Consider the following 16775-nt stretch of genomic DNA (forward strand, 5'->3'; position numbering starts at 1 on the left):
AAATGAGTACAAATTTACAAATCGGAATCGTGGGTTTACCAAATGTCGGTAAAAGTACATTGTTTAATGCTATAACAAAAGCCGGTGCAGAAGCCGCAAATTTTCCTTTTTGCACCATTGAGCCGAATGTAGGTGTTGTAGAAGTTCCGGATGAAAGAATTTATAAGTTGGCAAAACTTTTTAATCCGAAAAAATTAACACCTGCATTTACTCGTTTTGTTGATATTGCCGGATTAGTGGCGGGAGCATCTAAAGGTGAAGGATTAGGAAATCAATTTTTAAGTCATATAAGAGAAACTGATGCTATAGCCCATGTAGTAAGATGCTTTGCCGACAGTAACATAACACATGTAGAAGGCACAATAGATCCTGTACGTGATATGGGGATTATTAATACTGAACTTTGCTTGGCAGATTTGGATACCGTATCAAAAAGAAAAATTAAAGCTGAAAAACTTGCGAAATCCGGAAATAAAGAAGCTAAGATGCTGATTGAATTACTTGATAAAATATATGAATCTTTACAAGAAGGCGTTTCAGTAAGAGCTTTATTATTGAATGAAGACGAATTAAAAATGATAAAAGAATTAAATTTGTTAACATTGAAGCCCATGCTTTATGTATTGAATATTTCAGAAGATGATATATCAAATCCGCTTTCCAATGAATTTGTAAAAATCGCAATAAGTGAAGCAGAAAAAGAGAATGCGAAATGGGTAACAATATCTGCAGGAATAGAGCAAGAAGTTTCAGAATTGGATAAAGAAGAAGCAAAAATATTTTTGGAAGATTTAGGAGAAAAAGAGCCGGGACTTAATAGATTAGTCAGAAGTGCATATTCTATGTTGGGTTTGATTAATTTCTTTACTGTAGGAGAGGATGAATGTCGTTCATGGACTGTAAAATCGGGAACGAAAGCTCCAAATGCAGCCGGTAAAATTCATACAGATATTGAAAGAGGTTTTATAAAAGCGGAAATTATTTCATACGATGAAATGATGAAATGCGGTTCTTTTGCAGTTGCAAGAGACAAAGGACTTTTAAGAATTGAAGGTAAAGAATATATTATTAAAGATGGAGATATTGCATATTTCAGATTTAATGTGTAATTTAAAAAATGTTGTACATATATTTGTACAACATTTTTTTAATTTATGTATTCGTAATATGAAACGAATGGTTTTTAAAGTAAAAAATTTATAATATACTTTAATTAAATATATAACTTATGGAGAGTTTATACAGAGTAAGGTATAATAATACAGGCGAAATACCCACGGCAACGGACTTACTATATCGTGCAATGACACAAGTATCTGCGCTGTCACAATTGGATAAAGGCATGAAAGGTACACAAAGTCTTTACTCACTTATGACCGCATAAGGAGATCAACGAGATATAGACAACTTTGTGAGAACACTCCTGTTAAGTACTTGGGTAGGAATGACATACATGACAGGACTGATACACTCGGCAACAAAAGACACCATACCGAAGCAAAAGAAAAAGAAGAAAGAAACAACACGTAAAACATATACAAGAAACAAAGCATCGGCAATAGACAGCATACTGGGCAAATAAAGGAGGAAAAGACGTGAAAAAAGAAAGCTTTAAAGATAAGTTTTTTGATAGATTAGGTATTCTTTTCTTTACGACTGTATGGATTATAGTTATAGCCTATTGTATACTTACTTGGAAATGGTAAAATAACAAAGATAGAGAGAGGTAGAGAAACAAAAACTCTACTTCTCTTTTATTTCTACACGAAAGGAATATAAATGATTGGAGAAAGAAAAGCACAAATAACCTATAAAGGCAGAAAACTATAATTTTCTATTTGACTACTTATAAAAGCATTTATTGAATAACAATTATAAATGAATAAAGAAAATAATACTTTGTGCAAGTAAAAGATTATAAACTATTTGAAAAAGTTACGTTTAAAATATTTTTTTAATATTATGAAATATATGAACAATATATGGATAAAGGGAATTAATATCAGTTATAAAAATAGAATATTTTATAATTTTCAGAAAGTTTTATAATAAAATGGTTTCTATGATAAGATAAATTTCATATCCATAAAAATATGTAATAATACCTCCTATGGTCAAGAAGGGGATAAAAGGAATATTTTTTTTAAAATGTTTTTTGCATATAAGAAAATATAAAAATATAAAAATTAAAGAAGAAAATGCAGATATCCATAAAAAAATTAAAATATATTTCGGATTAAGCCATAAGGATAATGCAAGAGAGAAAATAACATCTCCTGCACCGAATCCTTTTTTGAATAAAAAATAAATAATCAAGTAAAAAACTCCTGTTAATATGAAAGACAGGAGTGAATATTTTATATGAGAAAAGATAAAAGCATGAAAAAGCCCGCAGATTCCTATGGATAAACTCCAAGAGTCGGAAATCAATGAGCTTTTTAAATCTTCGTATGCTCCAAAAATTGCAGGAATAATCCAACCATATGATAAAACGTTAAAATTATTCAAAAGAAAGCAAGGAAGAACGGATAGAAAATATAATAACGGTATAATAAGTTCTATTTTTAAAAATTTTTTCATTATGAAGTCATGTTTCTGGATGAATATTTTTTACTTTTAAAGGTATAAGTTGCTTCACCTTTTGCAGCATCCCATGAATAAGAATCATTTTCAACAGGAGGCTTAGGAATAGATTGTAAGTATGAATCGGAAGTATTTTCATTTACCAAAGCAGATAATTTTTCCGGGTAAGAACCTTTATCCATATAATACATTTCCGAAGCAACACCTATTGCTTGTAAATCGGATTGTATGCGCGCAATTTTTGCACGATCAGTCATACCGATAAAATTCGGAATTGCAATTGCTGCAAGAATACCTATTATTACAACAACGATAAGTATTTCTAAAAATGTGAAACCTTTTCTTTTTCGTAATTGAATTCCGGAAATATTCATAAATTCCTCCTTTATAAACAGATAACAGTTAAATTACTTAATTTTAATGTATCATTGTAATGCATAAAAATCAATCAAAAGTGCATAAAAATCATTGTAATTAATTTATAATTATGTTTAATGTCGATAGGGAAAACAATAATCCATAATTGCAATTATAATAAGAGTGATAACATTTTTAATTCATGGTTATGTATGGTAAAAAATGTTATAATAAGTTTGATTTTAGTTTTGAGCGTATTGAACAAATTTATGATAAGGATGTGTAAATATGAAAATAAATGAGGAAGAAATAAAAAAAATAGCATTTCTTTCAAGATTGGAATTTGATAATAAAGATTTAGAAAAAATGAATGATTCCATGAACAGTATTTTGACACATATGGAAGAACTTAAACAGTATGATACTGAAGGTGTAGTACCTACGGCACATGCTGTAGAACAATTTAATGTAACTAGAAAAGATATCCCTCATGAATCACTTTCAAATGAAGAAGCATTGTCCAATGCTCCTGAAAGAGAAGATGGATATTTTAAAGTTCCTAAAATTATATAGGAGGTGCCGTGGTGAGTCAGTATACAATTCATGAATTACATAAAAAACTTGTAAATAAAGATATATCTGCTGTTGAATTAACTAAAAAAATGATTGCCAACAGAAATAATGTTGATGGAAAAATTCATGCATTTTTATCAACTAATGATGAGCGTGCATTGCAAGCGGCAGAAAGAGTTGATAATAAAATAAAGTCCGGAGAAGTTATATCGGAAATCGCGGGTATTCCAGGGGCAATAAAAGATAATATATGCATTAAGGGATTACCATGTACAGCAGCATCTAAAATGCTTGAGAATTTTATTCCACCGTATAATGCAACAGTTATCGAACAGTTGGAAAAACAAGATTATGTTTCTTTGGGGAAAACAAATTTAGATGAATTTGCTATGGGAAGCAGTACCGAAAATTCAGCATTTGGAAAAACATTAAATCCTTTAAATACGGAATATGTACCTGGAGGTTCTTCCGGTGGAAGTGCAGCTGCCGTAGCTGCGAATGAAGTTGTTTGGGCTTTAGGTTCGGATACCGGTGGTTCTGTAAGACAACCGGCTTCTTTTACAGGATTGGTAGGATTAAAGCCTACATACGGATTGGTATCAAGATATGGACTTTTGGCATTCGCATCTTCTTTGGACCAAATTGGACCTATTACTAAAGATGTAACTGATGCTGCAATAGTTTTGAATTCTATTGCAGCATATGATAAAAAGGATTCTACTTCTATACCGCAAGAAAAGAAAGATTATAAAAAAGCATTAATTTCAGATGTTAAGGGACTTCGCATAGGAGTTGCAAAAGAATTTTTCGGAAAAGGTATTAAAGAAGAAACTAAAGAAGCTATAAAAAAAGCGTTGAGTTTTTATGAAAAAGAAGGCGCTGAAATAGTGGATATTTCATTACCTCATATTTCAGCTTGTGTTTCAATTTATTATATTATTGCGCCTGCTGAAGCAAGTTCAAATCTTTCCCGTTATGACGGAGTGGGTTACGGATATCGCAAGCCGGGAAAAAATTTGATTGAAATGTATATCAATACTCGTAGCAGCGGTTTCGGTGAAGAAGTAAAACGTCGTATTATGCTTGGAACATACGTACTTTCTGCAGGTTATTATGATGCGTTTTATTTAAAAGCTTTAAAAGTAAGAACCTTACTTAAAAATGAATTTGAAGAGGCATATAAAACTTGTGATGTTATAGTTGCACCGGCTGCAAGCGGAACAGCATTTAAGTTTGGAGCCTTTAAAGATCCGTTGTCATTGTATATGGAAGATATCTGTACAGTACCGGCAAATTTAATAGGTGCACCGGCTATAAGTATTCCTGTCGGATACAAAGACGGTATGCCGTTGGGAATGCAACTTATAGGACCTGCATTGGGAGAAGAAACAATTTTGAGAGCGGCATATACATTTGAACAAGCACATTTGGATTTAAATAAAATTACGAAAGGAGAGGCATAAGCATGAAATATGAGGCAGTTATCGGTCTTGAAGTTCATACAGAATTGAGAACCAATACAAAAATATTTTGCAGTTGTAAAACTTCTTTCGGTGCGGATCCTAATACTAATGTTTGTCCTGTTTGTTTGGGATTACCCGGAGTATTGCCGGTTTTGAATGAAAAGGTTTTGGAGTTTGCAGTTCGTGCGGGGTTGGCATTAAATTGTAAAATTGCAAGATATAGTAAATTTGACAGAAAGAATTACTATTATCCGGACTTGCCTAAAGATTTTCAAACATCACAATTTGATTTACCTATTTGTGGCCCAGGATATTTAGATATAGAAGTTGAAGGTGTAAAAAAACGCATAAATATTACACGTGCACATATGGAAGAAGATGCAGGTAAGCTTGTACATCATGGAACATCTATTACCGATTCGGATTATTCATTGGTAGATTATAACAGAACAGGTACGCCATTATTGGAAATTGTGTCCGAACCTGATATGAGATCTGCTGAAGAAGCTGTTGCTTATATGGAAAAACTTCGTACAATTTTACAATATGTTGGGATTTCAGATTGCAAAATGGAAGAAGGAAGTTTGCGCTGCGATGCAAATATATCCGTAAGACCGGCAGGAACTACAAAACTTGGAACTAAAACTGAAATAAAAAATATTAATTCATTCCGTGGAGTAGGAAGAGCAATTGAATATGAAGCTATAAGGCAAGCAGAATTGCTTGAAGAAGGTGGAAAAGTTATTCAAGAAACAAGAACATGGGATGAAAAAGAAGGCATAACAAAGAGCATGCGCTCAAAGGAAGAGGCTAACGATTATCGTTATTTCCCTGAACCTGATTTGGTACCGTTTACTGTAAGTGAAGAGTATATTGAAAACATCAATAGTACTTTACCTGAATTGCCTGATGTGAGAAAAGCAAGATACATCAAAGATTTCGGATTAAGTTCAGATGATGCTGAAATGATGACGAATAATAAATCATTGTCAGATTATTTTGAAGAGATTGTGAAAGTCGGAGCTGAACCTAAAGCAACCGTTAATTGGCTTATGGGAGAATTTATGAGTCATTTATCGGATTCCGGTTTGGAAATTGAAGATACTCCTGTGACGGCAAAAGATTTAGCATCGTTGTTGGATCTTATATCAAAGGGTGTTATCTCAGGTAAAATTGCAAAACAAGTATTTAAAGAAATGTGGGAAACACATAAAGAACCCGCACTTATCGTAAAGGAAAAGGGACTTGTTCAAATTAGTGATACAAGTGCTTTAGAATCCATAGTAGATGATGTAATTTTAAAAAATCCTCAATCTGTAGATGACTTCAAGCAAGGAAAGAAAAAAGCTGTAGGATTCTTGATGGGACAAATTATGAAAGCTACTAAAGGTAAAGCAAATCCGAGAGTTGTAAACGGAATACTTTTGAAAAAACTTCAAAACGTTTAGTGATAAAATAAAAAATGTGCATTTTAGGTAATGCACATTTTTTATTTTTTAAATGTTGAAAAAAACAAGAAAAATAAAAATTAGGCAAATATAATTTGACGTTTAGACTTAGCCTATGATATTCTCTTACAAAAAAAATATTAATTTTCTGAGGAATTTATGTATATATTACACTTAATTAATGCCGGTGGAATTATGATGTATCCGCTGATATTTTGTTCTATTGCAGTTATTGCTATTTTTATTGAAAGAGTTAAATATTATAAAAAATCAGAATCAAATATTGCTTATTTGATAAAAAATATTGAGGAAAGCGGCAATATTAAAGGAAATAAAACTTTGAAGTTTATATTGGAAAAAGACGGAGGGATACCTGCGCAAATTATACTCGAAGGTATCAATTCAACAAATAGAGCTTCAAGTCAAGAAAAAATAATAGAAGGTGCCGCTATACATGCTATAGGCAAGTTAAAAGAGTATATAACATATTTAGATGTTATTGTTACATTATCCCCTTTGATGGGACTTTTAGGAACTGTTGTAGGTATGATTGGATCTTTTAATGTTCTTTCAGTAGTTAGCGGACAACCGTTTGCTGTTACATCAGGCGTCGCAGAAGCTTTGGTATGTACTGCCATCGGATTAGGTGTTGCGATAATGGCACTTTTAGCATATACATATTTAACAGCTCGTGTAAATAAATTGATTTTGGATATTGAAAAAATATCTACTGTTTATTTAACTATGATAGAAGGAGAATCGGAATGAAATTAAAATCTCTTATGTTTGAAAAAAAACTAAGATAATGATTATACCGATGATAGATATAATTTTCTTTTTGCTTGTATTCTTTATGATGAGCATGCTTACTATGGTTTCTCAAAAATCTATAGATTTAAATTTACCCAAAGCATCTACATCACAAATGGAACAAACTTCAAATTTGCCGATTGCAATAGATTCTGAAGGAACAATTTATGTAGAAAAACAAAAAATTGAAAAATCGGATTTTAGAGCAAGAATGGAAATTGCTAAAAAAGTAAATCCTAATTTATCAGTAATTATACGTGCAGATGAAAGGTCAAAGCATAAGAATTTTGTATTTGTAATTGATGAACTTAAATCTATAGGTATAGAAAAAATAGGTATTGCAGTAGATTCTTCTGAAAACAAAAGTTGATGAGGCGAGCTATGAGTAAAGATAAGAAAAAATGGTTATCCGCATACGGTGTCTCTTTGATTATACATATTGTATTTGTGGGAATTATAGGTGCTGTTGTTTGCATTACTCCAACGCAAAAAAAAGAAACTGTTGTAGAAGTTACTCTTGACGGCGGAGGCGGCGGTGGAGGAAGTCGAGGTAAAAACTTGGCGGAATCCTCAAATTCCGATAAGCAGCAAATTAACAATATTGGGAAAAGTGCATTATCTGAAGTATTTGATTCTTTAAATAATTCTATCGATTTATCTGATTTGAGCTTTTGTGAAAGTAAATTAAATGATAAAGAGACAAGCAGTTTATTCGATGAAGGTTCAATTACAGGTGCGGGGATAAGTAAAAGTGGAGGAATCGGAACCGGAGAAGGAGAAGGCAAAGGTTCAGGAAAAGGTAACGGTATAGGTATAGGAAACGGTAACGGAATTGGAAGTGGTATAGGTAACGGAGTAGGTAATGGGCAAGGCAATGGAAGAGGCAATGGCATAGGCGACGGAGTAGGCGATGGTATAGGAAACGGTACCGGTGAAAATGATAGTGACTTGGTAGCAACAAAACCTATAGTTATAAGATCAGTTTCTTCTATATATCCTGAGAGTAGAATAAATGATGATTCAGATGTGCAAAGAATAGTGCGTTTAGATATACGAATAAATACTGACGGAATTGTTTCGGATGCATGGGTTGTTGAAAGCTGTGGAGATGCAGTTTTGGATCAAAATGCACTGGAGGCTGTTATGCAGTGGGTTTTTATTCCGGGAAAAGATAAGTATGGAAATCCTATTGAATGTATAATGCACTTACCTTTATCATTTACAATCAGAGATCATAATTAGTAGTGAAAAACCTGTTATTACAGGTTTTTTATTTAAAATCAAATATATTTTAAAATTTTCAAGTTTTCTTTACAGTATATTTACAACATGATAAAATCTGAAATAGCTTAATTAAGAGTCATGAAAGTGGGGGTAAACGTGTCTCTTTACATAAAAAAATTTGGTGGAAGTTCTGTTGCAACACCGGAAAAAATGATAGGTGTTGCCAAGCGTGTAATATACGAAAAAAAAGAAAATGATCGAATAGTTATTGTTGTATCTGCAATGGGAAATACAACTGATGAATTAATTAAATTAGCCGGTAAAGTAACTAAAGAGAAACATGGCAGAGAAATGGATGTTTTACTTGCAACAGGGGAACAGGTAGCCATTTCCATGTTGGCAATGACATTTATGAATCTCGGTGTGAGTGCTGTTTCTTTGACAGGAGAACAAGCAGGGATTTTTGTAAAAGGTGATTATGGAAAATCTTTTATATCAGAAATAAATCCAGAACGAGTGTTTAATGAATTGGAAAACGGAAATATAGTTATTGTTGCCGGATTTCAAGGAATTAATTCAAATGGAAATGTTGCCACATTGGGAAGAGGTGGAAGTGACGCTACTGCAGTTGCATTGGCCGGAGCTATGCACGCTGACATATGTGAAATTTTTACAGATGTAGAAGGTGTCTATTCAGCAGATCCCAGATATGTTCATAATGCTGTAAAAATGAAAGAAATTACAAATGCTGAAATGTTGGAAATGGCACGTTTGGGTGCTGAAGTTATGCAACCTAGAAGTGTTGAAATAGGATTGCAATACCATATTCCTATACATGTAAGATCTACTTTTTCCCAAAATGAAGGAACTGTAATAAAAGAAACTTGTAAAACAAAAAATAATAAATACGTGGTTAAGGGTGTAACTCATGATATAAATGTTTCTAAAGTTTTAATTACTGGATTTAAAAATGAAGAAAATATTATAGATATTATAAAAAATGAACTTATAAAGAATAATATAAGTGCAGATATGTTTATTAGAGATAATAAGAATATTATTTTTACGATAAAACATACTGATTTGGAAGATGCTAAAATTATTTTGGCTTCTTTAAAGAGCGAAAAATTATTTGACAGTATTGTATATGAATCAAATATTGCTAAAGTTTCTGTAGTTGGTATGGATATGCTTGATTCAGAAAACGTTTTATCAAGAGTTATTAAAGCGCTTGATGATGTTGATATTGCTGTAGATATAGCTTTTAAAACAGATATAAGCATATCGTTTATTATACTTGAAAAGAATGTTAAAGATGCAGTACAACGTATTCATTCTGAATTTTTTAATAATTTATAGACTTAGTAAAGAACCGGAGTGTCCGGTCTTTATAAGTTAAGGAGGTTGTTTATGAAATTTAATAAAGGCGATGTAATCGGAGGATTTAAAATAAAGCAAAATCAATTTATACAAGAGGTGAACTCAGATGTATATTTGATGGTTCATGAAAAATCAGGAGCCAAATTGTTATACTTGGACACTACCGATGATAACAAGGTGTTTTCTATAGGATTTCGTACACCTCCGGATAATTCTAAAGGTACACCGCATATTTTGGAGCATTCTACATTATGCGGGTCTAGAAAATTTCCGTTGAAAGAACCGTTTGTAGAACTTGTCAAAGGGTCTCTTAATACGTTTCTTAATGCTATGACATGGCCTGATAAGACAATGTATCCCGTGGCAAGCAGAAATGCAGTAGATTTTCATAATTTGATGGATGTGTATTTAGATGCAGTATTTTATCCTAATTGTATCGATGATCCTCAAATTTTAATGCAAGAGGGTTGGCATTATGAGCTTGAAGATAAGGACTCTGAATTAACTTATAACGGAGTTGTATACAACGAGATGAAAGGTGCACTTTCTTCCGGAGATGCAATTATGGAAAATTTTGCAATGGAAAAGCTATTTCCAAATACAACTTACGGGGTAGAATCCGGAGGTGATCCGGAAGTTATTCCTGCTTTATCTTACAAGGAATTTGTAGAATTTTATAAAAAGTTTTATCATCCTTCAAACAGTTATATCTTTTTGTATGGAGATATGGATATAGAAAAAACTTTGAATTTTATTGACAGTGAATACTTGAGTAATTTCAATGAAAAGAAAATTGATTCACAAATTAAAACACAAGTACCTTTCAAGAAACGCGAAGTGATAAATCGAAAATATGGAATTTCTGAAAGCGAAAGTACCGATAAAAAAGCTATCCATGCATTATATACAGCTTTTAACGATTATATGAGCACTTTGGATTCATTAGCATTTGAAGTTTTGAATTACGTGCTTATAGAAATTGAAGGGGCTCCACTTAAAAAGGCTGTTTTGGATGCAGAATTGGGAAGTGAATTGTCGGGTTCATATACTGACGGATATAAACAACCTGTATGGACTATTCAATTATCGGGAACAGATGTAAATAATCAAAAAAAGTTTGAAGAGACTATTGACGAAACTTTACGTGCATTGGCGTTAAACGGTATTGATAAATTAATGCTTAAAGCTGCTATAAATCGTATAGAGTTTACTTTAAGAGAAAATGATTATAGAGGACGTCCAAAAGGATTATTCTATGGAATCAGAGCAATGGAATTGTGGTTGTATGATAGAAATCCGATGGATGCTTTAAAATATTTTGATAATTTAAAGCAATTGAAAAAGTTTATAGATACAAATTATTTTGAAAATTTAATTTTAAAATATGTTATCAAAAATAATCATCAAGTTTTGATAACAATGGAACCGGAAAAAGGTTTAACAGAAAAGAAAAATGCTTTAACTGCGCAAAAATTGGAAGCTTTTAAGAACAGTTTAAGTGAAGAGCAATTAAATGAAATTGTTGAAAATACCAAGAAGCTTAAAGTGCGTCAGGCTTCAAAAGATAGCGAAGATGCATTAAAAACAATACCTTTGCTCGAACGTAAAGATCTTAAGAGAATTATTACCGAGAAAAAAATAAAGAAGGATTTCGTTAACGGTGTAGATTATTTACATTACGATGTCAATACTTCAGGAATTTCGTATGTAAGGTTATTTTTTAATCTTTTCGGAATCAATGAAAATGACATTTTCTATGCAAATCTTTTGACATCCTTGCTCGGTTCAATGGATACTCAGAAATATACATATGGAGAACTTACACGTTTAGAAAATTCCAATACGGGTGGAATTAATTTCAGCGTTATGTGCTTTGGTGACTATAATAATTCCGATAAATATATTCCGACATTTGAAGTGGGTGGTAAAGCTTTGACAGCTAATAATAAATGTATGGTGGAATTATTGAAAGAAATTATTTGTCATACCGAATATACTGAAAGAAAACGTCTAAAAGAATTAATTCTCTCCGAGAAAACAAAATGGGATATGACGGTATTTGACAGGGGTCATTTGCTCACAATGAACCGTTTGATTTCTTATTTCTCGAAAACAGGTGAGTTTACCGAAAAATTGGCATTAAGTTATTATTATTTCTTGGCAGATTTAGTAAATAACTATGATAAGAATTATGATGAAATTGTAAAAAAACTTGAGAGTGTATCGGCAAAAATATTTACACGTAATAATTTGACAATTGAAGTTATAGGAAATGAAAAAGACAGTCAAAGTGTAAAAGATTTAGTTAAGTATCTTATTTGTGATATGGAAATCGGTGAGAAAAACAATAAAAATTCATTTGAATTCAATAATGATTGTTATAATGAAGGCTTTTTGACTTCAGGCAAAGTTAATTATGTATCTAAAGGTGGAAATTTTAAAAAGTACGGATTTAAATATACCGGAGCCGTTCGTGTAATGGAAACAATTTTAAGATATGATTATCTTTGGAAGAAGGTTAGAGTGTTGGGTGGTGCATATGGGGCATTTGTTCAATTTTCACCGAATGGAAATGCTGTTTTATGTTCATATCGTGATCCCAATTTGAAAGAAACTTTAGATGTATTCAAGGGTATTCCGGATTATTTACGTAACTTGAAAATTTCAGAGCGTGAAATGACGAAATATGTAATAGGTACTATGGCTGCAGAAGAAGTACAGTTTACTCCATCAATGTTAGGTGATAGAGCTGCGGCAGATTATTTTAAAGGAAGTACCGCCGAGGATAGAGAAAGAATTCGAAATGAAATTATAAATTGCACTTTGGAGGATATTCATAAACTTGCCGATTTGGTAGAATCGGTTATCAATGAACCTTATTTGTGTGTAATGGGTTCTGAACACAAGGTAAAAAAATCTGAAGAAATATTTAAAAAAATTCGTTCATTACCTAATTAAGTCAGGAGAAAAATATGAATAATAAACTTTATGCAGAATTTCAAACTAATTACGGTTCTTTTGTTGTTGAATTGTTTGAAGAAAAAACACCGATTACTGTAGCCAATTTTAAAAAGTTGGCAGAATCGGGATTTTATGACAATACTATTTTTCATAGAATAATTCCTGATTTTATGATTCAAGGAGGAGATCCTGAAGGAACGGGATATGGAGGATCGGATCAGGTTATACCGGATGAGTTTGTGTCGGAACTTACTTTTGATGAAGCCGGAGTGTTGGCAATGGCAAATTCGGGTCCAAATACAGGAAGATCACAATTTTTTATTACCGTAGTACCTACAAGATGGTTGCAAAATCATCATACTATATTTGGGAAGGTGGTAAAAAATTATGCAAAGGTGCAAGAAATAAGTAATGTCGAAACTGATTTTTCAGATAAACCTTTAAAAGATGTTGTTTTAAAAAAAGTTTTAATAAAAACTGAAATATAATAAGAAAACAGATCAGAAATATAAAGCTGATCTGTTTTTTATTTCAAAATAAAATAAATTTATATAGTAGAACAAATATTTTGTTGTATATGTGTGGTGAATTGTGGTAGAATGTGGATGAAAGTGGAGGAGGTGGAAGAATAAAATGTTTATGAATGAATATTCACATACGATTGATACAAAAGGTCGTATGATTCTTCCTGCCAAATTTCGAGAAGAATTGGGCGAATCTTTCATTTTGGCACCCGGATTGGATTCATGCTTATGTATTTATCCTCGTGAACGCTGGGATGCCATGATTGAAAAATTGCAAAAACTACCATTTACGAAAAAAGATGTGAGGCAATTACGTCGTTATTTAATTGGTAAAAGTACGGAAATGGAATGTGATAAGCAAGGTAGAATTTTAATTCCGGCACATCTTAGAACACTTGCAAAACTTAAAAAGAACGCACGAATTATAGGGACAGGATCAACTATAGAAATTTGGAGCTCTGAGGTTTTGAAAGAACAAGAAACGGAAAGTCAACCTATAGATGAATTGGCAGAGTCTTTGGATATGCCTATGGATTTTGATTTTTAGAGAAAAATGGAATTTAAACATGTAACAGTTTTACGAAGAGAAATGATTTCTGCAATTTTAACCGATAAAAACGGAGTCTATGCAGATTGTACGTTAGGTGGTGCGGGTCATTTATCTCTTCTATCGGAAAAAGTTGAAAATGGTGCACTTTTAATTGGTATAGATCAAGATTTAGATGCATTAAAAGCTGCAGAATTGAGAATGAAAGATTGCACATGCAATTTGAATTTTGTTCATAGTAATTTTTCGAATATAAAAAATATATTGTCAGAAAAAAATTTAAATCAAATTAATGGGTTTATTTTTGATTTAGGAGTTTCTTCATATCAATTGGACGAGGCAAATAGGGGATTTTCTTATATGCATGAAGGTCGGTTGGATATGCGTATGAATCAGAATAGTGAATTAACTGCACATGATGTTGTAAATAAGTATTCTGAAGAAAAAATAGCATTTATTATAAAAGAATACGGCGAAGAAAGATGGGCAAAACGTATTGCAGAATTCATTGTAGATTATAGGAAAAACAAAATTATAGAAACTACAGGGGAATTGGTAAGTATTATAAAAGCTGCAATACCGTTGGGGGCAAGGAAAAACGGTCCACATCCTGCAAAAAGAACTTTTCAAGCTATACGCATTGAAGTTAATAATGAGCTTGGTATTATTGAAAGCACAATAAATGATTGTGTAGATTGTTTAGTTTCCGGCGGTCGTATAGGAATAATTACATTTCATTCTTTGGAAGATAGGATAGTAAAGCGAACTTTTAAAAATCTTGCCAAGCAATGTATTTGTCCACCGGAATTTCCCTTATGTGTATGTAATCATCAACGGAAAATAAAATTGTTGGGAAATGGAATACGTCCGACGGATGAAGAAATTGCGGAAAACCCGAGAGCTAGAAGTGCAATACTTCGTGTTGCGGAAAAAATATAAAATAAGGAGGCATTTTATATGCTGTCACAGAATGTAAAGATGTTAAGCTATTCAAAGTCAGTTGGAACAACTTTTGATGTACCTGCAAAAGTTTATGCAGGTAAAGTAAAAACATCTATTGCTTTTCGTGACGTTAAAATGATTCTTTTGATTTTATTGTTGCCCTTAGCTGTTACATATTGTTTCAGATTGATTAACGATCAAGAGCGATATGTTATGAGAAATTTAAGAACTGAAGTTATTGAATTATCTAGAGAAAACGCCAGATTGAAATTGGAGGTTGCAGGTTTGGAAGCACCTACAAGAATTCAGGAAATAGCTGAAAAAGAATTAGGTATGGAAATGCCGTCTACCGCTATTTATGGAATGAATGAAGTTAAAGATAGTCATAGAAAAATACGTGATTAAAAAGTAGCGGCCTTTGGCCGCTACTTTGCGATATAATATAATTTGTGAAAGAGGTAAAAAATGAAAAATCTTCAAGAGTTATTGAATGATAGTTCTTATATAAAAATTATTGGAAATGTTGATAAGGATATTATAGATATTACTGCAGATTCAAGGATGGTGAAAGAAGGAAGTTTATTTATATGTTTATCCGGATATCATGTAGATGGTCATAAGTATGTAAGTGAAGCGGTAGAAAAAGGAGCAGTCGCAATTATTGCGGAAAAAAAGATTTCAGTTCCTGAAGGAGTTACTGTGGTTTACGTAAAAAATACCAGAACGGTAATGGAAAAAATAGCACCGCTTTTTTTTGATTATCCGTCGAAGAGTATGAGAATGATAGCTGTTACGGGAACTAACGGAAAAACAACTACCACTCATATAATTTCGCATATTTTAAAAAAAGCCGGATATAAAACTGGTGTTATAGGAACAATACATGCATTGATTGGTGATGAAGAGTTTGAAACACATAATACAACACCGGATGTTATCGATTTGCAAAGATTATTATATAAAATGAAAAAAGCAAAAGTAACACATGTTTGCATGGAAGTTTCATCACATTCTTTGGTATTGGGCAGAGTAGAAGGCTGTGAATTTGATACTGCAGTATTTTCAAATTTAACCGAAGATCACTTAGATTTTCATAAAACCATGATTAATTATGCCAATGCAAAAGCAAAATTGTTTTCTATGGTTTCGGAAGAGGGACAAGTAAAATCAAATAAAAATGCTTGTATAAATATAGATGATGACTATTCACATATTATGATTGATGCCATTAAAGATAGAAAGCTTTGCAAGTTGCATACTTCCAGTATGAATAGAGATGCTGAACTTAAAGTTATATCAACTGAATTTACAGGTAAAAACACGAAATTTATTTGTGTGTATAAGAATAAAGAATATCCTGTTACGGTAAAATTGATGGGAAGATTTAATGTTTATAATATTATGGCGGCAATGAGTGCAGCAATTTCAGAGGGAATAGATTTTAATTTTATAATAAAGGCATTAACTGATTTTACTAATGTTCCGGGACGCTTTGAATTAATTGATGAAGGTCAGGAATTTTCCGTTGTGGTTGATTATGCACATACTCCCGACGGATTGGAAAATATATTAACAACAGCAAGAGAAATAACAACCGGTAAAATTATAGTTGTATTCGGATGTGGAGGAGACAGGGATCCTATGAAACGTCCGATAATGGGAAGAATTGCTGCAAAGTATTCAGATATTGCTATAGTAACTAGTGATAATCCACGTACTGAGGATCCGAATTCTATTGTTGAACAAGTAGTAAAAGGTGTTAAAGAAAATGCCGAAAAATATAATTGTAAGTATAAAGTTTTAGTTGATAGAAGAAGTGCAATTAAAGAAGCTATTGAAATTGCACGAGTTAATGATATAGTGATTATTGCCGGAAAAGGTCATGAAGATTATCAGATATTGAAGAATAAAACAATTCACTTCGATGATCGTGAAGAGGCAAGGAGAGTATTAAGAGGTTAAG

18 protein-coding genes are annotated in these 16775 nt (G+C 32.2%); 16 read left to right on the forward strand and 2 right to left on the reverse strand.

All coding sequences use genetic code 11. The features are described from left to right. The first annotated feature begins 2 nt into the window (after positions 1–2). From ychF to HMPREF9083_RS06550, 3 genes are all read left to right on the forward strand, one after another. Positions 3–1109 (forward strand): redox-regulated ATPase YchF, encoded by a 1107-nt coding sequence (ychF, locus tag HMPREF9083_RS05835; protein WP_007556468.1) that lies wholly within the window; start codon positions 3–5, stop codon positions 1107–1109. 119 nt (positions 1110–1228) lie between these two features. After that, positions 1229–1384: a hypothetical protein gene (locus HMPREF9083_RS06545; protein WP_007556469.1), complete on the forward strand. Its 156-nt coding sequence runs from the start codon at positions 1229–1231 to the stop codon at positions 1382–1384. A 27-nt stretch (positions 1385–1411) separates the two neighbouring features. Beyond that, positions 1412–1582 carry a hypothetical protein gene (locus HMPREF9083_RS06550; protein ID WP_155800643.1) on the forward strand — a complete coding sequence of 57 codons (171 nt, stop codon included), beginning with the start codon at positions 1412–1414 and terminating at the stop codon, positions 1580–1582. Positions 1583–2043: 461 nt separating this feature from the next. Here the strand turns inward: HMPREF9083_RS06550 and HMPREF9083_RS05840 are convergent, their stop codons facing one another. Both HMPREF9083_RS05840 and HMPREF9083_RS05845 read right to left on the reverse strand, forming a co-directional pair. Next, on the reverse strand, positions 2044–2580 hold the full coding sequence (locus tag HMPREF9083_RS05840; RefSeq protein ID WP_007556471.1) for a prepilin peptidase: 537 nt from the start codon (positions 2578–2580) through the stop codon (positions 2044–2046). Then, positions 2580–2957: a prepilin-type N-terminal cleavage/methylation domain-containing protein gene (locus HMPREF9083_RS05845; protein ID WP_007556472.1), complete on the reverse strand. Its 378-nt coding sequence runs from the start codon at positions 2955–2957 to the stop codon at positions 2580–2582. Before HMPREF9083_RS05845 ends, HMPREF9083_RS05840 begins: the two co-directional genes overlap by 1 nt. 271 nt (positions 2958–3228) lie before the next feature. Between HMPREF9083_RS05845 and gatC the strand changes: the two genes are divergently transcribed. The 13 genes from gatC to HMPREF9083_RS05910 all read left to right on the forward strand — a co-directional run bounded on the left by gatC (position 3229) and on the right by HMPREF9083_RS05910 (position 16774). Next, the gene (gene gatC, locus HMPREF9083_RS05850) at positions 3229–3513 is read left to right on the forward strand and encodes an Asp-tRNA(Asn)/Glu-tRNA(Gln) amidotransferase subunit GatC (protein ID WP_007554166.1); all 285 of its coding nucleotides are present in this window, start codon (positions 3229–3231) and stop codon (positions 3511–3513) included. A gap of 11 nt (positions 3514–3524) precedes the next feature. Next, on the forward strand, positions 3525–4976 hold the full coding sequence (gene gatA, locus HMPREF9083_RS05855; RefSeq protein ID WP_035062751.1) for an Asp-tRNA(Asn)/Glu-tRNA(Gln) amidotransferase subunit GatA: 1452 nt from the start codon (positions 3525–3527) through the stop codon (positions 4974–4976). A gap of 2 nt (positions 4977–4978) precedes the next feature. Continuing rightward, positions 4979–6424 (forward strand): Asp-tRNA(Asn)/Glu-tRNA(Gln) amidotransferase subunit GatB, encoded by a 1446-nt coding sequence (gene gatB, locus HMPREF9083_RS05860; RefSeq protein ID WP_007556474.1) that lies wholly within the window; start codon positions 4979–4981, stop codon positions 6422–6424. A gap of 159 nt (positions 6425–6583) precedes the next feature. Further along, the gene (locus HMPREF9083_RS05865; RefSeq protein WP_007556475.1) at positions 6584–7192 is read left to right on the forward strand and encodes a MotA/TolQ/ExbB proton channel family protein; all 609 of its coding nucleotides are present in this window, start codon (positions 6584–6586) and stop codon (positions 7190–7192) included. 49 nt (positions 7193–7241) lie between these two features. Further along, entirely contained in the window at positions 7242–7604 is a 363-nt protein-coding gene (locus tag HMPREF9083_RS05870; protein WP_256998188.1) for an ExbD/TolR family protein, read from the forward strand. Positions 7605–7615: 11 nt separating this feature from the next. Continuing rightward, a complete protein-coding gene (locus HMPREF9083_RS05875; protein ID WP_155800646.1) occupies positions 7616–8476 on the forward strand; it encodes an energy transducer TonB in 861 nt (286 codons plus the stop codon). A 138-nt stretch (positions 8477–8614) separates the two neighbouring features. Next, complete coding sequence (locus HMPREF9083_RS05880) at positions 8615–9817, forward strand: aspartate kinase (RefSeq protein ID WP_035062752.1); 1203 nt, start codon at positions 8615–8617, stop codon at positions 9815–9817. Between the two features lie 51 nt (positions 9818–9868). Beyond that, positions 9869–12796 carry an insulinase family protein gene (locus tag HMPREF9083_RS05885; RefSeq protein WP_007556480.1) on the forward strand — a complete coding sequence of 976 codons (2928 nt, stop codon included), beginning with the start codon at positions 9869–9871 and terminating at the stop codon, positions 12794–12796. Positions 12797–12810: 14 nt separating this feature from the next. Beyond that, positions 12811–13287: a peptidylprolyl isomerase gene (locus HMPREF9083_RS05890; RefSeq protein WP_007556481.1), complete on the forward strand. Its 477-nt coding sequence runs from the start codon at positions 12811–12813 to the stop codon at positions 13285–13287. Positions 13288–13432: 145 nt separating this feature from the next. Beyond that, the gene (gene mraZ / locus HMPREF9083_RS05895) at positions 13433–13870 is read left to right on the forward strand and encodes a division/cell wall cluster transcriptional repressor MraZ (RefSeq protein ID WP_007553886.1); all 438 of its coding nucleotides are present in this window, start codon (positions 13433–13435) and stop codon (positions 13868–13870) included. Positions 13871–13876: 6 nt separating this feature from the next. Next, positions 13877–14809 (forward strand): 16S rRNA (cytosine(1402)-N(4))-methyltransferase RsmH, encoded by a 933-nt coding sequence (gene rsmH / locus HMPREF9083_RS05900; RefSeq protein ID WP_007556482.1) that lies wholly within the window; start codon positions 13877–13879, stop codon positions 14807–14809. A gap of 18 nt (positions 14810–14827) precedes the next feature. After that, the gene (locus HMPREF9083_RS05905; RefSeq protein WP_007556483.1) at positions 14828–15217 is read left to right on the forward strand and encodes a cell division protein FtsL; all 390 of its coding nucleotides are present in this window, start codon (positions 14828–14830) and stop codon (positions 15215–15217) included. Between the two features lie 60 nt (positions 15218–15277). Further along, on the forward strand, positions 15278–16774 hold the full coding sequence (locus HMPREF9083_RS05910) for a UDP-N-acetylmuramoyl-L-alanyl-D-glutamate--2,6-diaminopimelate ligase (RefSeq protein ID WP_007556484.1): 1497 nt from the start codon (positions 15278–15280) through the stop codon (positions 16772–16774). Position 16775 lies beyond the last annotated feature (1 nt).

The organism is Dialister micraerophilus DSM 19965, from assembly GCF_000194985.1.
GTDB classification, from domain to species: Bacteria; Bacillota; Negativicutes; order Veillonellales; family Dialisteraceae; genus Dialister; species Dialister micraerophilus.